18 protein-coding genes are annotated in these 18,042 nt (G+C 70.1%); 7 read left to right on the top strand and 11 right to left on the bottom strand.

The annotated features are described in order from the left end of the window. Positions 1 to 138: 138 nt before the first annotated feature. The 5 genes from ACFQ7F_RS04705 to ACFQ7F_RS04685 form a co-directional block, all read right to left on the bottom strand. Positions 139 to 1,434, bottom strand: a complete 1,296-nt coding sequence (locus ACFQ7F_RS04705; RefSeq protein WP_383266037.1) for a cytochrome P450 — start codon at positions 1,432 to 1,434, stop codon at positions 139 to 141. Continuing rightward, entirely contained in the window at positions 1,431 to 2,045 is a 615-nt protein-coding gene (locus ACFQ7F_RS04700) for an ATP/GTP-binding protein (protein WP_383266034.1), read from the bottom strand. The genes ACFQ7F_RS04705 and ACFQ7F_RS04700 overlap by 4 nt, the downstream gene beginning before the upstream one ends. Then, entirely contained in the window at positions 2,026 to 2,388 is a 363-nt protein-coding gene (locus ACFQ7F_RS04695) for a DUF742 domain-containing protein (protein ID WP_383266032.1), read from the bottom strand. The genes ACFQ7F_RS04700 and ACFQ7F_RS04695 overlap by 20 nt, the downstream gene beginning before the upstream one ends. Continuing rightward, the gene (locus ACFQ7F_RS04690) at positions 2,385 to 2,804 is read right to left on the bottom strand and encodes a roadblock/LC7 domain-containing protein (protein ID WP_383266029.1); all 420 of its coding nucleotides are present in this window, start codon (positions 2,802 to 2,804) and stop codon (positions 2,385 to 2,387) included. Before ACFQ7F_RS04690 ends, ACFQ7F_RS04695 begins: the two co-directional genes overlap by 4 nt. Positions 2,805 to 2,918: 114 nt before the next feature. Beyond that, complete coding sequence (locus ACFQ7F_RS04685; protein ID WP_383266026.1) at positions 2,919 to 4,751, bottom strand: sensor histidine kinase; 1,833 nt, start codon at positions 4,749 to 4,751, stop codon at positions 2,919 to 2,921. A gap of 432 nt (positions 4,752 to 5,183) precedes the next feature. On the opposite strand from ACFQ7F_RS04685, the gene ACFQ7F_RS04680 reads away from it, so the two are divergent. Continuing rightward, positions 5,184 to 5,567, top strand: a complete 384-nt coding sequence (locus ACFQ7F_RS04680) for a VOC family protein (RefSeq protein ID WP_383266023.1) — start codon at positions 5,184 to 5,186, stop codon at positions 5,565 to 5,567. Between the two features lie 54 nt (positions 5,568 to 5,621). On the opposite strand, the gene ACFQ7F_RS04675 is transcribed toward ACFQ7F_RS04680, so the two are convergent. From ACFQ7F_RS04675 to ACFQ7F_RS04665, 3 genes are all read right to left on the bottom strand, one after another. After that, on the bottom strand, positions 5,622 to 5,870 hold the full coding sequence (locus ACFQ7F_RS04675; RefSeq protein WP_383266021.1) for a hypothetical protein: 249 nt from the start codon (positions 5,868 to 5,870) through the stop codon (positions 5,622 to 5,624). A 103-nt stretch (positions 5,871 to 5,973) separates the two neighbouring features. After that, complete coding sequence (locus ACFQ7F_RS04670; protein WP_383266018.1) at positions 5,974 to 7,242, bottom strand: MFS transporter; 1,269 nt, start codon at positions 7,240 to 7,242, stop codon at positions 5,974 to 5,976. Further along, complete coding sequence (locus tag ACFQ7F_RS04665) at positions 7,239 to 7,454, bottom strand: hypothetical protein (RefSeq protein ID WP_383266016.1); 216 nt, start codon at positions 7,452 to 7,454, stop codon at positions 7,239 to 7,241. The genes ACFQ7F_RS04670 and ACFQ7F_RS04665 overlap by 4 nt, the downstream gene beginning before the upstream one ends. 26 nt (positions 7,455 to 7,480) lie before the next feature. Here ACFQ7F_RS04665 and ACFQ7F_RS04660 point away from each other — a divergent pair, with 26 nt between their 5' ends. From ACFQ7F_RS04660 to ACFQ7F_RS04640, 5 genes are all read left to right on the top strand, one after another. Next, a complete protein-coding gene (locus tag ACFQ7F_RS04660) occupies positions 7,481 to 8,023 on the top strand; it encodes a CGNR zinc finger domain-containing protein (RefSeq protein WP_383266012.1) in 543 nt (180 codons plus the stop codon). A 136-nt stretch (positions 8,024 to 8,159) separates the two neighbouring features. Continuing rightward, a complete protein-coding gene (locus ACFQ7F_RS04655) occupies positions 8,160 to 9,743 on the top strand; it encodes a phosphodiester glycosidase family protein (RefSeq protein ID WP_383266010.1) in 1,584 nt (527 codons plus the stop codon). A 131-nt stretch (positions 9,744 to 9,874) separates the two neighbouring features. Further along, positions 9,875 to 12,094: an NADP-dependent isocitrate dehydrogenase gene (locus ACFQ7F_RS04650; protein WP_383266006.1), complete on the top strand. Its 2,220-nt coding sequence runs from the start codon at positions 9,875 to 9,877 to the stop codon at positions 12,092 to 12,094. 111 nt (positions 12,095 to 12,205) lie between these two features. Beyond that, positions 12,206 to 12,736: a GNAT family N-acetyltransferase gene (locus tag ACFQ7F_RS04645; protein WP_383266004.1), complete on the top strand. Its 531-nt coding sequence runs from the start codon at positions 12,206 to 12,208 to the stop codon at positions 12,734 to 12,736. A gap of 94 nt (positions 12,737 to 12,830) precedes the next feature. After that, positions 12,831 to 14,009, top strand: coding sequence for an acyl-CoA dehydrogenase family protein (locus tag ACFQ7F_RS04640; protein WP_383266001.1), 1,179 nt, complete (start codon positions 12,831 to 12,833; stop codon positions 14,007 to 14,009). 15 nt (positions 14,010 to 14,024) lie between these two features. Here ACFQ7F_RS04640 and ACFQ7F_RS04635 read toward each other — a convergent pair whose 3' ends face one another. Further along, complete coding sequence (locus ACFQ7F_RS04635) at positions 14,025 to 14,477, bottom strand: ATP-binding protein (protein WP_383265999.1); 453 nt, start codon at positions 14,475 to 14,477, stop codon at positions 14,025 to 14,027. Between the two features lie 100 nt (positions 14,478 to 14,577). Between ACFQ7F_RS04635 and ACFQ7F_RS04630 the strand changes: the two genes are divergently transcribed. Next, a complete protein-coding gene (locus tag ACFQ7F_RS04630; protein ID WP_383265996.1) occupies positions 14,578 to 14,955 on the top strand; it encodes an STAS domain-containing protein in 378 nt (125 codons plus the stop codon). Positions 14,956 to 14,987: 32 nt separating this feature from the next. Here ACFQ7F_RS04630 and ACFQ7F_RS04625 read toward each other — a convergent pair whose 3' ends face one another. After that, a complete protein-coding gene (locus ACFQ7F_RS04625) occupies positions 14,988 to 16,598 on the bottom strand; it encodes a SpoIIE family protein phosphatase (RefSeq protein ID WP_383265993.1) in 1,611 nt (536 codons plus the stop codon). After that, positions 16,595 to 18,031 (bottom strand): sensor histidine kinase, encoded by a 1,437-nt coding sequence (locus ACFQ7F_RS04620; RefSeq protein ID WP_383265990.1) that lies wholly within the window; start codon positions 18,029 to 18,031, stop codon positions 16,595 to 16,597. The genes ACFQ7F_RS04625 and ACFQ7F_RS04620 overlap by 4 nt, the downstream gene beginning before the upstream one ends. Positions 18,032 to 18,042 lie beyond the last annotated feature (11 nt).

The following is an 18,042-nucleotide window of genomic DNA, read 5'->3' as shown; positions in this document are numbered from 1 at the left end:
CAGCGTCTGTTGTTTATAAGCCACTGGTGTTCACCCGCGGACCGCTGGCGCTGCCGGTGCAGTACACCCCCGTCCCCGCATCCCCCCGCGGGGGCCCCGCCCGACGGCGGCCCCCCGGAGCCGTTTCCGTGCGCCTTCTCAGTGCGCCACCGGCGTGAACTGCACCGGCAGCGACGTCAGACCGCGCATCCAGATGGACGGGCGCCAGGTCAGCTCATGGGGCTCCACCGCGAGGACGAGGTCGGGCAGCCGCTCCAGGAGCGTCTCGACCGCGGTCCTCGCGATGACGTCGGCGAGCAGCGGAGCCGGGTAGGGGCAGCGGTGCTCGCCGTGGCTGAAGGAGAGGTGCGCGGAGTTCTCCGGGCCGACATGCGACTCGGGCCAGATCTGCGGGTCCGTGTTGGCCGCGGCGAGGCCGAGCACCAGACAGTCGCCCGCCCGGATCTGCCGTCCGCCGAGCTGGGTGTCGCGCACCGCCCAGCGGCCGATGAAGTTCTGCGTCGGGGTGTCGAGCCACAGCACCTCGTTGAGTGCCTCGCCCACGCTCAGCCGCCCACCGGACACGTTCAGCGCGAACCGCTCGTCGGTCAGCATCAGCCGCAGCGTGTTGCAGATCCAGTTGGCCGTCGGCTGCTGCGCCGCCGCGATGACGGAGATCAGGTCCTGGACGATCTCCTCGTCGGTGAGTCCCGCCGAGTGCTGCAGCATCCGCGACGTGACGTCCGCGCCGGGCTTGTCGCGCTTCTCCTTGACCAGGAGCTGGATGCGCTCCGCGACGCGCGTGTAGGCCGCCACGGGGTCATCGCCCTCATGCGCGTCGAGCGAGATCCGCAGGTCGTCGACGAGCTGCTGCGTGTCCGTGCTCGCGTCCGGCATGCCGCACATCTGCACCGCTGCGATCATGGGCAACGCGTGTGCGTACGCGCTCATCAGCTCCGCCTGGCCGCTGCCGGCGAACGAGGCGATGAGCCGGTCGGCGATCCGGGCGCTGTCCCGGGCGAGTTCGAACTGGTCGACCCCCTCCAGGGCCTCCGTGATCACCCCGGCCCGCCGCTGGTGCTCCTCGCCCTCGGTGAACAGGACCGACGGCTGGTAGCCGACGAAGGGGAGCAGCGGCCAGTCGGCGGGAATGTGCTCCCACTGGTTCCAGCGGCGCGAGTCACGGGCGAACAGCTCGTCGTGGCCCGTCACATAGCTGACCTCGGAGTAGCCGAGTACGAGCCAGGCGGGCACGTCCCCGTCGAGGAGTACCGGCGCGACCGCGCCGTGCTCCTTGCGGAGGCTGCGGTAGAGCTGCGAGGGCGTCTGCTGATACTCGAGGCCGCCCAGGCGTACCGAGTTCGAGCCCGTACCTGTACCCGCACCCGCGCCCGTGTGGGCGGGGCATCCCGGCGGGGCGCTCTGCTCGAAAGGGGAACCGGTCGGCTCGGTCACGGTGTCATCTCCTGGGCCATGGCCAGTGCGTACAGGTGGTCCACGAGGGTGATCAGGACATCCTTGCCCGACGACCTCACCCGTGCGTCGCAGTCGATCAGGGGCACGTGGTCGGGCAGCGCGAGGGCCTGGCGGATCTCTTCGAGGGAGTGCGAAGCGCCGTCGTCGTCGAACCGGTTGACGGCCACCACGAACGGCGTCTTGTGGTGCTCGAGGCGGTCGATGGCGTACCAGGAATCGTCCATCCGCCGCGTGTCGACCAGGACGACCGCGCCGAGCGTGCCGGAGAAGAGCCGGTCCCACAGGAACCAGAAGCGCTCCTGCCCGGGTGCGCCGAACAGATAGAGCACCACACGTTCGTTGAGGCTGATCCGGCCGAAGTCGAACGCCACCGTCGTCGTGGTCTTGGCGGCCACGTCGGACGTCTCGTCGACGCCTATACCGGCCTGCGTCATCACCTCTTCGGTGTTCAGCGGACGGATCTCGCTGACCGACCGGACCAGCGTGGTCTTGCCGACCCCGAAGCCGCCGACGACGACTATTTTCAGGCCGGTCTCGGCAGTATCGGACAGGGGCGTACGGGAGGGCAGCTCAGATGTTGCGGAGCCCATGGAGCACCTCCTTGAGAAGGGCGGAATCGGGGATCGAGGCGGCCGAACCGGCCGCGCGGGGATGGCGGGCGGTGATCCGGCTCATGGCGAGCAGATCACCCAGCAGGATCCGCACCACCGTGATCGGCAGCTTCATCTCCGCGGCGATCTCCACCACGGCCGTCGGATGCCGGCACAGTTCCAGGATCCGTACGTGCTCCGACTGCATCCCGGCAGTGGGCTCGCACTCGCTCACCACCAGAGTGACCAGGTCGAACGAATCGTCGTCGGCGCGGCTGCGGCCACCGGTGACCGTGTAGAGGCGGTCCGGATCACCGATGTCCACAGGCTTGCGCGGCGTCACGAGGAGCCGCTTCCTTCGGTCTGACCGCGCGGTTCGGCGCGCAGGTGCTCGCCGATCTGCTCGACCAGTTCGGTCATCTGATGGCCCACCACACCGGGGTCCGCGCCGTCTTCCGCCACGACCGCCAAGTGCGCTCCTTGGCCGGCTTCGACGATGAAGAGCAATCCGCCGTGGAATTCGGTCATGGAGTGCCGGACGCCGCCGGTTCCGTCGCCGAACTCCATGGAGGCACCTTGGGCCAGCGCCTGGATGCCGGAGCAGATCGCCGCCAGCTGGTCAGCCTGGTCGAGCGTCAGATGCTCGCTCCAGCACAGCTTCAGGCCGTCCCGCGAGAGCACCAAGGCGTGCCGCGTACCGGGGGTGCGCTTCAGGAGGCTCTGCAGGAGCCAGGTCAGGCTGTTGTCAGTGGTCTGCATGGTAGGTGGGGCGAGATGCGCCGGGTCTCCGGTCACCTGCCCGTCCCTCCAATCTCACGATCTCGAGCGGGGAAGGGGGCGCCAGAGCCCGGGCGCCGTGCGGGAGGCTTCGGTCTACTCGGCGGGCGGCGGCCCGGAATCGGCGGGGAAATCGGGGTCCGCGGGGGAGCCGGGCACGTCGCCCGTCGCCCGTCGCGCACGGTGGAAGGCTCCGAAACGCGTACCGGCGTCACGCGGGGGCAGCCCCGCCTCACCGGAGAGCGTCCCTGCCCCCGTCGAGGAGGCGGCATCCGACGCCGCCCTGCGCTGCTGCCGCTCACGCTCCGCCTCGGCCATGGTGCGGCCGGGGGCGCGCACGGGCAGGCCGTTCGTCGTGGCGGCGGGACGGGCCTGCGCCTGCTGGGGCACGGCGTCCGCACCGGCCGCGGGAGGCAGCGGGGTCGCGGGCGGCAGCGGGGCCGCGGGCGGCTCCGGGGCGGCAGGGAACTCCGGGGCGGGCGGGGCGGCCGGGGCCTCAGGGGCCACCGGTGCGGGTGCTTCCGGGACCGGCGCGGGCGTCGGCTCGACGCTCCGGGGGGCGAGCTGCTGCGGAGCGGGGTCGCGCTGCTGGGCCAGGAGCTGGATCGGCAGGAGCACCACGACTCCCGTGCCGCCGCGCGACGACGGACGGAAGTTGATGCTCATGCCGTACTTGGCGGCGAGACGCCCGACGACGGCGAGGCCGAGGCGGGTGCCCTGCAGCGAGGCCAGGTCCGTCACCTGCCCGGAGACGGACTCCTCGGCGCGGCGCATCGCCGCGTCGGCCATCTTCAGGCCGCTGTCCTCGATCGTCACGACGATCCCGGCGCTGCGCTCCTCCACATAGACGTGCACCTCGTCGATGGGCGGGGAGAAGTTCGCCGCGTTGTCCATGAGCTCGGCGAGCACGTGCATGACGCCCTCCGCCGCGAACCCGGCGATCGCCACGGTCGTCGAGCAGTGAAGCCGCACACGCTGGTAGGCGGAGATCCGGCCCACCGCGCCGCGCAGGATGCTCTCCATGACGATCGGCTTGTTCCAGGCGCGGCTGGAGCGGCCACCCATCAGCAGGGCAAGACGGTCGGTCATGAGACCCAGCTGGGAGGTGCTGTGGTCAAGGCGGAGGAGGTCACCGAAGACCTCGACGCCGTGCCGCTCCTGCATGTCCCGCAGGTCGGCGAGCATGCTGACGGACTTGGCCTGCACCCGGCTCAGCGCCTTGGCGGAGGCCGCCTGTGCGGCCGCGGCGCGCCGCTCGCTGTAGGCGATCTCCCGTACGAACGACTCGGCGGGCAGCCGCAGCAGGGGATTGTGCGGCCACTCGAGTCCGGCAAGGACCGTGTCCGCGGACGAGCCCTCGCGCAGCCGCTCGATCGCGGTGGGCAGCGTCACCGTCGTCAGCTGGTCCAACTCCGTTGCGGTCTGCGCCATTTGGGCCTGGGCCTGATCGCGTCCGGACTCGACGGTGGCGGCGTGCCGTACCGTTTCCTCCACCACGGACGCGAACACGTGAACCACCTGGCGCAGTTGAGGATCCGACGGCGGCGCCGTCTGCGCCAGGGTCTCGGCCGCGCTCGCTCCGTCGCGCAGCCGCTTCACGACGGTCGGCAGCGTGACGTTCACCAGATGCGCGGACTCGGCGCCCTGGCGCGCCAACTGCGCCTTGAGGGAACTGGCCTCGGCGTGGTCCGCGGCGGCGGCCCCGCGGGCCCGCCTGACGAGCAGCGAACCGGTCACGAGGGCGATCACCAGACACAGCCAGCCGGCCGCGACCGAAGCCACGGTCCAGGCGCGGGCGTTGTCCGGCGCCATGACACCGGCGGCTGCGCCGGCCGCGGCGGTCACCACAAGCACGACCAGAGGCACGGCCGACGCGCGCTGCCGCGCCTTCGCTATTCGGTGCGGGCTGGGAGGAGCAGGCACGGGCATTCAGCGGTTCCTCGGTCCTTGAGTGCAGGGTAAGCAACGAGCCGACCGACTGCGCATCGGTCACTGGCCCGGCGGGAACACCTAAAGAGGACGGCGATCTTCCGGGCCACACTTCGCGCCATGCTAGTCATTGCGCAGAGCGTGGAGGACCGGGAAGCGGAATAGTCCCCTCAGGGGAGGGCTTCGTCGTGATCTCGCCCCTCGAACGTGACTCCGTGGTAGTGGAGTTCGACTCTATGCCCGTGATCATACGGCGGATCATCCGACCGCCGGCATCTCGACGTCCTGTCAGTACCTACGAATAGGCCTGCGAGTAGCGGGCCGACGCCGATTGAGGCGGCCCGGGCGGGGCACTCGGACAGCCGCGGGGTGGTCGGCCGAGACGGCCGCCGCCCCCTATGGCCGACGCCGGCGGACAGATGAGGAACCCCCATGGCTGTACAGAAGACCACTGTTCTTGTCCTGGACTGCGCGCAGCCCGAGGAGCTCGCGGAGTTCTACGCCGGGTTGCTGGGCGGCACGGCAGGCCTGAGCAACGATCCCGACTACGTCGAGGTCTCCGACGGGCAGGGCATCCGCCTGGCGGTCCACCGGGACTACGGATACGCGCCTCCGAGCTGGCCCAAGCCGGAGGACTCGCAACAGGCGCACCTGAGGATCCTGGTGGCCCGCGGCGACATGGACGAGGCGGAGCGCGAGGCCATCGGCCTGGGCGCCCGGCCCGTGGACACCAAGGACAACTCCGGCCCCCGGGACACCCGGACCTACAGCGACCCGGCGGGCCACTCGTTCACTCTGGCCGTGTCGGCCGACTGACCGAAGCCCCACCACCCCGCTCCCGTCCCGACGAATTCTGCTCTTCCGGACGGCTCAGCCGGAGGGCTCGTCCGGCACCGGCTGGTCCGGGCGCACGCCACCTGTGTGCGGTGCGCCGCGCCGGCCGGTGCCCGCCTCGTCCGTGTCAGGTACGTCGTCGTCGGCGTCCGGGGCATTGCCGGTGGTGGCCGAATCGTCGTCCGGCTCCCAGTGGTCTTCCTCGTCCGTCGCCTGCTGATCGGGCGGATCCCTCGGTACGGGGGTCTCGTCCTCGCCCCGGGTCTCGGGCTGTTCCTCGCTCACGGTGTCCTCCAGTGCTTCGTCACTTCGTTCCGCGCTCTCACGGCGGATTCCGGGCGCGGTGGCCCGGTTACCCGCCGACGTCGCGCCAACACCTCGTACTGGTTCACGGTGGACCGCAGACGCCGTGTCGGCCACACGAGCCGGGCCGGGTGCCCGGCCGCGTCCGGGCCGAGACGGTCAGGGCGACGGCGGTCATCGCCGCCAGGAGACCCCAGACCGGTACGAAGCTGTCGGAGAGGTCCTTGAGCAGGCCGAGCACCGGCGGCATCACCACGATGGCGATCTGGTTGACGGACATGGCAAGGCCGAGAGCGAACCCCACCCTGTCCGGCGGCGCCGATTCGGTCACGTGGGTGACCCAGGGGCCGTACCAGCCGAACCCGAAGAAACCGAGCCAGACGAGCGTGCAGCAGGCGATCGCCGGTGAGCGGCCGAGCGGTGTCATCAGCACGGCCATTCCCACGAGCACGGCCGCCATACAGAGGACGAGCGAGCCCTGCCGCCCCGACCCGCCGCGGTCGCTCCAGGCCGCCAGGGCGATACGGCCGACGACGCCCGCACCCTGAACCGCCACCAGGACAAGAGCCGCCGGGCCCGCTCCGACGGACGCCGTCTCGTGCAGATACAGCACCGTCAGAATGCCTACGCCGCACTGCACCGAGATCAGACTCGTCCCGGAGAGCATGATCTGAGCCATGTACGGCTCGCGGAGCATCCGGAGCCGGTCGCCGAGCCGCGACCTGGGCGAGGTGCGCGGTCCGGCGTCCGGGGGAGCGGCGGGGACGGGCGGCCTGCGGTAGAAGCCCATGAAGACGGCGGCCCCCAGGAGCGCGACGAGCCCGCCGGTCACGAGCGTCGCCCGCCAGCCGAAAGACTCCGCGATGAAAGGCAGCACGGCCGAGGCGAGTGCGGCGCCCAGTGGCAGCCCCGCCTGGCGGACGCCCATCGCGAAGCCCCGCCGGGACGCGTCGAACCAGGACGCCACCGACTTGCTGCCGCCGGGCTGCACGGAGCTGTATCCCGCGCCGACGAGCAGCAGCACGAGGAGCAGGGACACGTAACCCGGCGCCGCGCTTCCCACGAGCAGCCCCGCTGCGACCACACCGGCGCCCGCCCCGACGACCCAGCGCTCGTTGAAGCGGTCGAGCAGTTCTCCGGCCACCAGCAGCCCGACCAGAGGGACCAGCTGGGCCGCCGAGACCAGCAGACCCAACTGGGCCGTGCTCAGGTGAAGGTCGCGTTGCAGATGGATGCCCATCGCCCCGATGCCCTGCACGAAGAAGCCGGACGCGGCCTGGGTGAAGGTCGCGATGCCGAGGACGACCCATCGGTACCGCCACGCGCCGAGTACCGGGCTGTCGACGGCCGTCACGGGCGCCAGTACAGGGCGGGATCGGGGTGGTTGACGAAGCCGAGGTCGCGGTGGAGCGGTTCACCCTCGGCGGAGGCGTACAAGTCCACGCGGGCCACCTCACGTTCCCCGCCGAGGTTCTCGAACAGCAGCGCCCGCAGGCGTACGAGCTCAGCGATGTCGGCCTGCGTCGCCTGCCGTATGTCGGTGTGGTCTCCGGTGCGTTGTGACATGCCGATCAGCCTGATGTAATGGTCTTATGCACCTCAACCCTTACGGCGAAGAGGTCGTGAACCTGGCCGCCGACCTCGCCAACCGGCGCCCGGAGAGCGCCGGTGAACTCGCGGACCGCTGCCGCGCCGCCGGACTCGTCCTTGAGCGTCCCGTCACGCCGCAGGACCTCGACCGCACCCAGGACGCACTGGAGGCGTGGGAGAAGGTCGTCGACGCGGACGACGAGGACGAGCGCGCCGAGCTGCTCAACCGGATGCTTGCGGCGTCCGCCGCCCACCCACGCCTTACCGATCACGCGGGCTCGGGCTGGCACCTGCACTACCGCGACGACCGACAGCCGCTGGGCGCCCTGCTGTTCCAGCTGATCTCCGTCGGTACGGCCCTGCACCTGGCGGGCCGGGGCATGCACCGGCTCCGGCGGTGCGCTGTGACCGAATGCGCCACGATCTTCGCCGACACCTCCCGCACGGGGCGGCAGCGCTACTGCTCCCAGCGGTGCGCCAACCGAGACGCGGTCCGCCGGCATCGCGCGCGCTCCACCGGCCCAGGGGAGGGCCAAGGGGACTGAATCCGGCCCCGATCAACCCCGATCAAGGGGACCGGACCCTGTTTTCCGGCCGGACTTCTGGTATTCACTCCTGGGATCGATCGCCGTCCGCGCGCTCGCGTTCGCTGCGGTGTACCAACGCGACCTAGGAGTTCCCGTGGCCCTCGCACGCCGTTCGTTCAGTCCCGTCGTGAAGGTATCGGTGGTCGCCGTCGCCGCGGCCGGACTTCTCGCCCCCGGCGTCGTCGTCGACCGCTACGGCGACACCGCGGCCGCCGCCGCTCCAACTGCCGCTGTTCCCCGGCCGATCGCCGACTGGCAGCACGACCGCCTCGCACCCGGTGTCGACTTGTACCAGGGGAGCATCTCCGGCCGTCCCGGTAGCGACCACTGGACGGTCACGGTGCGCGCGAACGGTGCTCACCTCGCCGCGGAGCAGGACGCGGAGGCGCTCGCGAGGCGGGTCCGCGGCGCCGGGTTCGGCGCGCGTGTCGAGCCGGTCGCATGGCCGCGGGGTTCCGACCGGCACGGGGTGATCGGGGTGCGGGTCAGGGTGGGGGAGTACGGGGCAAGGACCGATGCCGACGCCGAGCGCAAGGCGCTGACCGCCGCCGGGTTCGACGCGGTGAGTGAGTGGACCGGCGCCGACGGCGTGCCCGGCACCGGAGTCGCCCGGGTCAAGGTGGCGGTCGTCGACCCGAAGCGCTACCGCGGTGCGATGAAGGGAACGTACGGAAAGGGTGTCGCGGGCCGCGAGACGGTGAGCGACATGGCCGCGGGCGACGACGCCCTGCTCGGTGTCAACGCGGGCTTCTTCGTCATGGACGGCAAGGACGGCGTGCCGGGCGCGGCGGCCGGTATCGCCGCGTACGACGGTGAGGTGCAGAGCGCGGCGACCGACGGCCGGATCGCGGCGGTGCTGCGCGGCGACGGCCTGCGTCCGCAGTTCGAGAAGCTCAGCACGGAGCTCCGGGTCCGCGCGGGCGGGGCGTCCGAGGTCGTGGACGGCGTCAACCGCGTTCCTGGGCTGGTGCGCAACTGCGGCGGTGTCGGCGGCGACGCCCCGACCCAGCGGCCGCAGCACGACGTGACCTGCACCGACCCCGACGAGATCGTGAAGTTCACCGATGAACTCGGCGCGGATACTCCGGCGGGCGACGGGGTGGAGGCGGTCATCGACGCGCGCGGACACGTACAGAAGGTGCGTCCGCGCGGCGGCGCCGTGCCGGAGGGTGGCAGCGTCCTCGCGGGCATCGGCTCCGGCGCCTCCTGGCTGCGTACGCACGCGAAGCCGGGCGGCGCCGTGAAGGTGCGGCAGCGGATCCTGGACGAGCGGGGCCGGGAGCTGAAGCTGGGCCCGCAGGACGACATCGTCAACGGCGGCCCCGAGCTGGTGCGCGGCGGCAAGGTCGCGGTGAACTACGCCGCCGACGGCATCGAGCACGCCGGTGACCCGTCCTTCGCGTACACCTGGGGCATCAAGCGCAACCCGCGCATGCTTCTGGGCGTCGACCGGCAGGGCCGCATGCTCCTGGTCGGCGCGGACGGCAGGCAGCCCGGATACAGCGACGGGTTCGGCCTGGGCGAGGGTGCGGAGCTGATGAAGTCGCTCGGCGCGGTGAGCGCCATGGCCCTGGACGGCGGCGGCTCCGTCACCATGGCGGTGAACGGCAAGGTGATCAATTCACCGTCGGACGGTACCGAGCGTGCGGTGGGCGACGCACTGCTGCTCACGCGCTGACGGTAGAGCGCCACGGAGTGTGACGCACGCTACGGAGCGTGATGCCCTAAACCGGGGCCGCTTCGTGGGATGAGGCCATCACGAGATATCTTGATGTCGAGCAATGTTGCAGACGTGGAGCGGAGCACCCGGTGACTGACTCGACCATCATCTACACCCAGACCGACGAGGCCCCGGCCCTCGCGACGTATTCGTTCTTGCCGGTGGTCAGGGCCTACGCCTCGACGGCCGGGGTCACTGTGGAGAGCCGTGACATCTCCCTGGCAGGGCGCATCATCGCGCTCTTCCCCGAGTTCCTCGAGGAGAGCCAGCGCATCGACGACGCCCTCGCCGAGCTCGGCGAGCTGGCCAAGACGCCCGGCGCGAACATCATCAAGCTGCCGAACATCTCGGCCTCCATCCCGCAGCTGAAGGCGGCCATCGCCGAGCTCCAGTCGCAGGGCTACGCACTTCCGAACTACCCGGACGACCCGAAGACCGACGCCGAGAAGGACATCGGCGCCCGGTACGACAAGGTCAAGGGCAGTGCCGTCAACCCGGTCCTGCGCGAGGGCAACTCCGACCGCCGCGCCCCCGCCTCGGTGAAGAACTACGCCAAGGCGCACCCGCACCGCATGGGCGCCTGGACCGCCGACTCGAAGACGAACGTCGCCACCATGGGCGTCGACGACTTCCGCTCCACCGAGAAGTCCGCGGTCATCTCCGAGGCCGCCACGCTGCGCATCGAGTTCACCGGCGAGGACGGCAGCACCACCGTGCTGCGCGAGTCCGTACCGGTCCTCGCGGGCGAGGTCGTCGACGCCTCCGTGCTGCGCGTCGGTCCGCTGCGTGAGTTCCTCACCGCGCAGATCGCCAAGGCCAAGGCCGACGGCGTGCTGTTCTCGGTGCACCTGAAGGCCACGATGATGAAGGTCTCCGACCCGATCATCTTCGGCCACGTCGTGCGCGCCTTCTTCCCGAAGACGTTCGCCGCGTACGGCGAGTCCCTCGCCGCCGCGGGCCTGACCCCGAACGACGGTCTCGGCGGGATCCTCAACGGTCTCGACGCGCTGTCCGACGGCGCACAGATCAAGGCGTCCTTCGAGGCCGAGCTGGCCGAGGGCCCCGAGCTCGCGATGGTCGACTCCGACAAGGGCATCACGAACCTGCACGTGCCCTCCGACGTCATCGTCGACGCCTCCATGCCCGCGATGATCCGTACGTCCGGCCACATGTGGGGCCCGGACGGCGGGGAGCACGACACCCTCGCGGTCCTTCCCGACTCCAGCTACTCCGGCGTGTACCAGGCCGTCATCGACGACTGCCGCGCCAACGGCGCCTTCGACCCGTCGACGATGGGCTCGGTGCCCAACGTCGGCCTCATGGCGCAGAAGGCCGAGGAGTACGGCAGCCACGACAAGACCTTCGAGCTCGCCGCGCCCGGTACGGTGCGCGTCCTCGACGCGGCCGGCAGCGTCGTCCTGGAGCAGACCGTCGCCACCGGCGACATCTTCCGGATGTGCCAGGCCAAGGACGCCCCGATCCGTGACTGGGTCAAGCTGGCCGTCAACCGTGCCCGCGCGACCGGCTCGCCCGCCGTGTTCTGGCTCGACGAGACCCGCGCGCACGACGCGCAGCTCATCGAGAAGGTCAAGGCGTACCTGCCCGAGCACGACACCGATGGCCTGCAGATCGAGATCATGTCGCCGGTGGACGCCACGGCGTTCTCCCTGGAGCGCATCCGCCGCGGCGAGGACACCATCTCGGTCACCGGCAACGTGCTGCGTGACTACCTGACGGACCTGTTCCCGATCCTCGAGCTCGGCACCAGCGCCAAGATGCTCTCCATCGTTCCGCTCATGAACGGCGGCGGCCTCTTCGAGACGGGCGCGGGCGGCTCCGCCCCCAAGCACGTCCAGCAGCTGGTCCGCGAGAACTACCTGCGCTGGGACAGCCTGGGTGAGTTCCTCGCCCTGGCCTCCAGCTTCGAGCACCTCGCGCAGACCACGAACAACGCGAGCGCGCAGGTCCTGGCCGACACCCTCGACCGCGCGACGGCGACCTTCCTGGAGAAGGACAAGTCGCCGACCCGCCGTATCGGCGGCATCGACAACCGCGGCAGCCACTTCTACCTGGCCACGTACTGGGCCCAGGAGCTGGCCAAGCAGACCGCGGACGCCGAGCTCGCCAAGGAGTTCGCCCCGCTGGCCAAGACGCTGGTCGAGCAGGAGCAGGCGATCGTCGACGAACTGAACGCGGTCCAGGGCTCGCCCGCCGACATCGGCGGCTACTACCAGCCCGACCCGGCGAAGGCGGCGGCAGTGATGCGCCCGTCGGCCACGCTGAACAAGGCGCTCGACCTTCTTGGCTGAGTGAACTTCGACTGACGCGGGCCCGCCCCGGTAGCGATGTCGGCTACCGGGGCGGACCTGTATCCACGTCCGGCGGGCGGGTCAGACAGCGGGTCCGGCAGGATCAGGCCCATGTCATGGTCATCGAGTACGTTCCCCTGGCCCGCCACCCTCACCGCGGACCGCCTCGTCCTGCGCCCGATCGAGGCGGACGACGTCCCCGTCATGTCGCGGCTCTGGACGGACGCGGACGTCCGCCGCCACCTCGGCGGTCCGGTCGACGAAGAGACGCTTCGTATGCGCGAGCAGCGCTGCGTCGGCGTGCGCGGCGCCTTCAGCGTGACGCTGCGCACGGACGGGTCGGTGATCGGCGGCGTACAACTGGAACCGGACTCGCGTCGCGCCGGACGGACCGAGGTGTCCTACCAACTGCTGCCCGAACACTGGGGGTTCGGATACGGGAGCGAGGCGGTCGCCGCCGCGGTCGCCTGGGTGCGCGAAGCGGCCGCCCCCGAGAGCGCGGAGGTGGTCGCGGTCACGCAGGAGGCCAATGTCCGGTCGCGGCGCCTGCTGGAGTCGATCGGCATGAAGCAGACGGAGGCCTTCGTCGAATGGGGCGCGGCGCAGGTTCTGTACGTCGCAGGTCCGGTCGGTCGCCGATGACGCATGCGTCACCGCCATTCCCTATTACTGAAACGCGTTCTACTGTGTGCGCCGTCAAGCCCGAGCCCGGGGAGCCAGCGAAGCAGGAGGGGTCGTGCACCTCGAATACACGCCTGAGCAGCGGCAGTTGCGCACCGAGCTGCGCACGTACTTCGCCGACCTTGTGCCCGACAACGCGTACGCCCGGTACGCCGATCCCGCCGCGCAGAAGCAGTTCTACCGGGAGACCATCCGCAGGCTCGGCGGGGACGGCTGGCTCGGCGTCGGCTGGCCCGAGGAGTACGGCGGGCGCGGGCTCTCGCCGATGGAGCAGTTCATCTTCTTCGACGAGGCCGCACAGGCCGGCGTACCGCTGCCCCTGATGGCACTGAACACCGTCGGTCCGACCCTGATGCAGTTCGGCACCGACGAGCAGAAGGCGTACTTCCTGCCGAAGATCCTCTCCGGTGAACTCGACTTCGCGATCGGCTACAGCGAGCCGGACGCGGGCACGGACCTCGCCGCGCTCAAGACGAAGGCCGTCAGGGAGGGCGACGAGTATGTCGTCAACGGCCAGAAGATCTGGACCACCAACGGCGACACCGCCGACTGGGTCTGGCTCGCCGTCCGCACCGATCCGGACGCACCGTCCCACAAGGGCATCACCATGCTCCTCGTGCCGACGTCCGACCCCGGCTACTCCTGCACCATCATCAACACCCTCGCCTCGCACGACACCACGGCGAGCTACTACGAGGACATCCGCGTCCCCGTCGCACGCCGCGTGGGCGAGGAGAACAAGGGCTGGCGGCTCATCACCAACCAGCTCAACCATGAACGCGTCACGCTCGCCGCGCACGGCACCATGGCCATCCGCGCCTTCCACAACGTGCAGCGCTGGGCCGCCGACACCAAGCTCGCCGACGGCCGCCGCGTCATCGACCTGCCCTGGGTCCGTCAGCGCCTGGCCAGGACGCACACCAAGCTGGACGCGATGAAGCTCCTCAACTGGCAGATGGTGAACGCCGTCCAGGAGGGCACCCTCACCCCCCAGGACGCCTCCGCCGTGAAGGTCTACGGCTCCGAGGCGCGCAGGGACGCGTACGCCTGGCTGATGGAGGTGGTCGGCTCGGCGGGCTCGCTCAAGGAGGGCTCCGCGGGCGCGGTGCTGCACGGAGAGCTGGAACGCGGCTATCGCAGCGCCGTCATCTTCACCTTCGGCGGCGGCAACAACGAGATCCAGCGCGAGATCATCTCCTGGATCGGCCTCGGAATGCCGCGGGTGCGCCGCTGACGCCGTGTCACGAGATCAGGTGCTGCCCAGGTCGTCGCGCAGGGCGATGGTGACGATGACACTCTTGCCGTCCGTCTCCTGTCGCGCCTCGAAACGCCGGGCCACGGCCAGCACGATCTCCAGGCCGTGCTGCCCCACCCGGCCCGTGTCGGCGGGCCGGGCCCTCGGCAGGACAGGACCGGAGTCCCGCACCGCCACCTCGACCAGCCCGTCGGCGATCCGCAGGTTCACCAGAATGGGACCGGGCGCGTACTTGAGGGAGTTGGTCACCAACTCGCTGATGACCAGCTGCGTCAGATCCGTGGCGCGCCGCGAGACCGGAAGGCCGTGATCGGCCCGCATCCGGGCGAGGAAGCCGGCGGCCAGATGCCGCGCCTGAGCAATGCACGTGCCGGTCCCGTCCAGCTCGAAGGCGAACTCCGTTGCCTCCGCTGCCGGTTCGTGCGGCGCCTTGCCGTCGTCACGCACGGCCCCGCCTTTCCGTACGTTCTACCCGACCTGCCGGGCATCTTGTGTACGTTACCGCCGATACGACACACGAGGCCGCGGATGTGCAAGCATCGTCGGCATGGCTGAGGAACGAATGGCTGGCAGCGAACGAGCCCGGCAGACCGAGCAGTTCTCGGTCGTGACCACGCCTCTCGACGACGTCACGGTTCTGACGCTCGCCGGTGAGATCGACCTGGACACCAGTGCCCACGTACGCCGGGCGCTCGAAATCGTCGACGCGCCCGGTGCCCGCGTCGTCATCGATCTGCGACGGGTCACTTTCATCGACTCCAGCGGCATCAACGTCTTCATCGCGGGCCACCGGGCTCTCACCGAGGCCGGCGGCCGGCTGCGTCTCGCCGGCCCCGCGGAGTCCGTGGCCAGAACCCTGGAGATCGTCGGCATCGACACTCTCATCGACGTCTGTCCCACACTCGGCGAAGCCCTCGACGGGTGATCGCTCCTCCAACCCCTCAAGGGCCCGGCCGTTCATGATCCGTGCAGATCCGCGGCCAGCAAGGCGATGTCGTCGTCCTTGCCCCTCCCGAACGTGTCGAGGAGATGGTCGCTGAGGTCCTGCAGCCCGGCAGGGCCGGCCGTGACCGCCTCCATGAAGGCGTCGAGCGTGGCGTTGAGCGACGTGTTGCGCACTTCGACCAGGCCGTCGGTGACGAGCAGCAGACGGGTGCCCGGTGGTGTGGACAGGGCTGTCGGGGCCGGGTGGGGCGCACGCAGTCCGAGTATCGGCCCGTGCGGAGTGTGGAAGCGCGCATGGCCTTGTGGGCTGACGACGAGCGGGGGGATGTGACCGGCGTTGGCGACCTGCAGACGCCGTCCCCCGGGCTCGACGAGGACCAGGCAGAGGGTGGCCGTCACGGTCGGCTGTGAGTGGGCCAGGAGGGTTTCGAGGCGGTCGAGGATCTGCTGCGGCGGGTGTCCTTCAATGGCGTAGGCGCGCAGCGCGTGGCGCAGCTCGCCCATCACGGTGGCCGCGCTGAGCGAATGGCCGAGCACATCGCCTATCGCGAGCAACAGGCCGTCGGCGGTAGGGATCGCTTCGTAGAAATCGCCGCCGATCTCCGCGTTCTCGGAGGCGGGCAGATAGCGGAAGGCGAGGTCGATGCCGTCGACGGTGGGAAGGTCGCTCGGCAGGAAAGAGCGTTGCAGGGCGAGGGCGAGCGTGTGTTCCTCGTTGTAGGTTCTCAGGCCTTCAAGGGCCAGCGCGCAGGCGTGGGCCAGCTGTTGGAGAAGATGCTCGTCATCCGTCCCGGTGAGCGCGTCGGAGGGGACGGCGATGCAGACAGGGGGGCGTCCGCGCTTGGTCCGCGCCGCCGCCATGGTGATGTTCCCGCCGAGGTGGTCCGCGCTCAGCAACGCCTGCCACTGTCCCCGTGAGATCCGGGCGACCGTCGCACCGGTCCCGTCGCCCAGGCTCTGCTGGAGCAGCCGGTCGAGTACATCCGGCCGTGCCACGTACGTTCGGGTCGTGGTGGCCGGGCCGTCGCTCGTGCTGTGGACCGCCTGCCCTTCGGGCGAGAGGAAGACCGCGCTGGCCGGGGACGACAGCAGACGGGCGGCGCCCCCGGTGGCCGCGGCGGCGAACGAGTGGAAGCCGATGGAGCTGTAGACGGACATGGTCGCCTGGTTGAGGGTGAGGAGCCGTTGCGCGAGTTGCTCCGCCCGGCGCCGCGCTCTGGCGTAGCGCAGCGTCGCCGTGACCGTGGCGAGCAACTCACCGGGATCGAGGGGCTGGTTGAGGTAGGCGTCAGCGCCTCGCTGAAGCCCTTCGGCGTGATCCTCCGCGCTGACGGCCGACGCGGAGATGTGAATGACGGGCAGAGCGGCCGTGCGGGCGTTGCCCTTGATCTTCTCGCTCAGCTCGAAGCCGCTCATGTCGGGCAGGCGCACGTCCACGATGGCGATCTCCGGCAAGGGGGTACCTGCCGTGGCGAGATGGTCGAGGCCCTCGCCCGCGTTCTCCGCGCCGATCACGACGTGCCCCGCACGCTCCAGCCAGTTGGTGAGGAGGTACAGGTTGGTTTCACTGTCTTCGACGACCAGGATGGTGGCGGGAGCGGCATCCTGAGAGCTGTCGGTCACTGTGCGCCTCCGCCGGTTTCCTCGCCGCGGTCGTCCGGTCCGTGCACCGGGACGAGCACCTCCACGCGTGTGCCGACCCCGGGAGTGCTGGTGAGTTTGAGTGTGCCCCCGAGGAGTTCGGTGAGGGTGCGGGCGTAGGGCAGTCCGAGTCCGGTCCCCGCATGCCCGCTCTGATGGGAGCCTCGGACTTGATAGAACTCCTCGAAGACACGGCTGAGTTCCTCTGCCGGGATACCGACTCCCGTGTCGGTGATCGTGACGCGTAGCGACGGCGACGACCGGTCTTCGCTCATGCCGATGTCCAGCCGCACTTCACCCTCCTCGGTGAACTTGCAGGCGTTGGACACCAGGTTGCGCAGGACGTGGGTGAGGAGTTTCCCGTCCGTGATCACCGTGGGGAGATCCCTCAGATCCGGGGTGACGAGGGGGACACCCTTGCTTCCGTAGGTGCCCTCGAAAGTAGCGCTCAGCTGGGTCACGAGCAGACGCAGGTCGACCGGGGCACGCTGGACGTCGAGCAGCCCCGATTCGGCTTTGACGACGTCCAGCAGATCGCTGACGAGGGACAGGACCGTCTGCCCCGACGCCTCGATCAACGTGATCTGCTGTCGTTGCTCGGGCGACACCGGCTCCGAAGCGGGATCCAGCAACAGGCGGGCCAAGGCGACGACGGAGTTGATCGGTGCGCGCAGTTCGTGGCTGACGTTGGTCCAGAACCGCGTCTTCGCCTCGCTGGCCTCTCGGAGCTGCCGGGATTTCTCGTCCAGTTCCGAATGCAGGGCGAGCACACCGATGTTGGTGGTCTCGAGTTCCTTGGTGAGCTCCGAGTAGAGGGCGAGCACCCCCTGGTTGGTGTCTTCGAGCTCTTTGTTGAGCCGGCGCAGTTCTTCCCGCTGGGCCCGCGTCTCCTCCAGCGTCGCGATCAGATCTCGCGTCTGGGCCCTGAGGAAGTCGGCCTCCGTGGTCGGACCGGCCTGGCCCAGTGTCTGGGCCAGGCACTCATCCATTTCGGTGACCGTGAGGTTGTTCGCCGGCAGCGGCTGGCGGATGGTGACGTGGCCGCGCGTCCCGTGGGGCTCGTACTCGATCACGACGAGCCTGGAGACCAGTTGCAGGGTCTCGGGCGTCGGCTCCAGACCATGGCCCCATTCGAGCGTCACGACGAGAGTGGGCTGCTCGCCGGACTCGGAACGGAAAGAGACGGTGCTCGCGCCGCAGCCGAGGCGGTCCCGGCCCAGCTCGCTCAGCGCGGTGGCAAGGCGGACCTGGTCCTGATGCTCCAGGCCGAGTGCCGCGGCAGCCCGCTGCGCGCCGCGTCGGAGCCGGAACACGTCCTGCGCCGAGGCAAGGCCGAGGGAAGCCGCGGTGCGCGGTCCGCGGCCCGCGACGGCGACCCGGGTCCCGGGGATCTGCCGGGGAGAGTCAGCAGGCATGTCCGTCCCGC

This window comes from Streptomyces sp. NPDC056486 (assembly GCF_042795295.1).
In the GTDB taxonomy this organism is placed as follows: domain Bacteria; phylum Actinomycetota; class Actinomycetes; order Streptomycetales; family Streptomycetaceae; genus Streptomyces.
The sequence above is the reverse complement of the archived record's forward strand: the minus strand, read 5'-3'. Positions and strand labels throughout refer to the sequence as shown.

Excerpts from the sequence above, each read along its gene's own strand:
- ACFQ7F_RS04700 (WP_383266034.1), bottom strand. The coding sequence starts at position 2,045 with ATGGGCTCCGCAACATCTGAGCTGCCCTCCCGTACGCCCCTGTCCGAT.
- ACFQ7F_RS04690 (WP_383266029.1), bottom strand. The coding sequence starts at position 2,804 with ATGCAGACCACTGACAACAGCCTGACCTGGCTCCTGCAGAGCCTCCTG.
- ACFQ7F_RS04685 (WP_383266026.1), bottom strand. The coding sequence starts at position 4,751 with ATGCCCGTGCCTGCTCCTCCCAGCCCGCACCGAATAGCGAAGGCGCGG.
- ACFQ7F_RS04680 (WP_383266023.1), top strand. The coding sequence starts at position 5,184 with ATGGCTGTACAGAAGACCACTGTTCTTGTCCTGGACTGCGCGCAGCCC.
- ACFQ7F_RS04665 (WP_383266016.1), bottom strand. The coding sequence starts at position 7,454 with ATGTCACAACGCACCGGAGACCACACCGACATACGGCAGGCGACGCAG.
- ACFQ7F_RS04660 (WP_383266012.1), top strand. The coding sequence starts at position 7,481 with ATGCACCTCAACCCTTACGGCGAAGAGGTCGTGAACCTGGCCGCCGAC.
- ACFQ7F_RS04645 (WP_383266004.1), top strand. The coding sequence starts at position 12,206 with ATGTCATGGTCATCGAGTACGTTCCCCTGGCCCGCCACCCTCACCGCG.
- ACFQ7F_RS04630 (WP_383265996.1), top strand. The coding sequence starts at position 14,578 with ATGGCTGAGGAACGAATGGCTGGCAGCGAACGAGCCCGGCAGACCGAG.
- ACFQ7F_RS04620 (WP_383265990.1), bottom strand. The coding sequence starts at position 18,031 with ATGCCTGCTGACTCTCCCCGGCAGATCCCCGGGACCCGGGTCGCCGTC.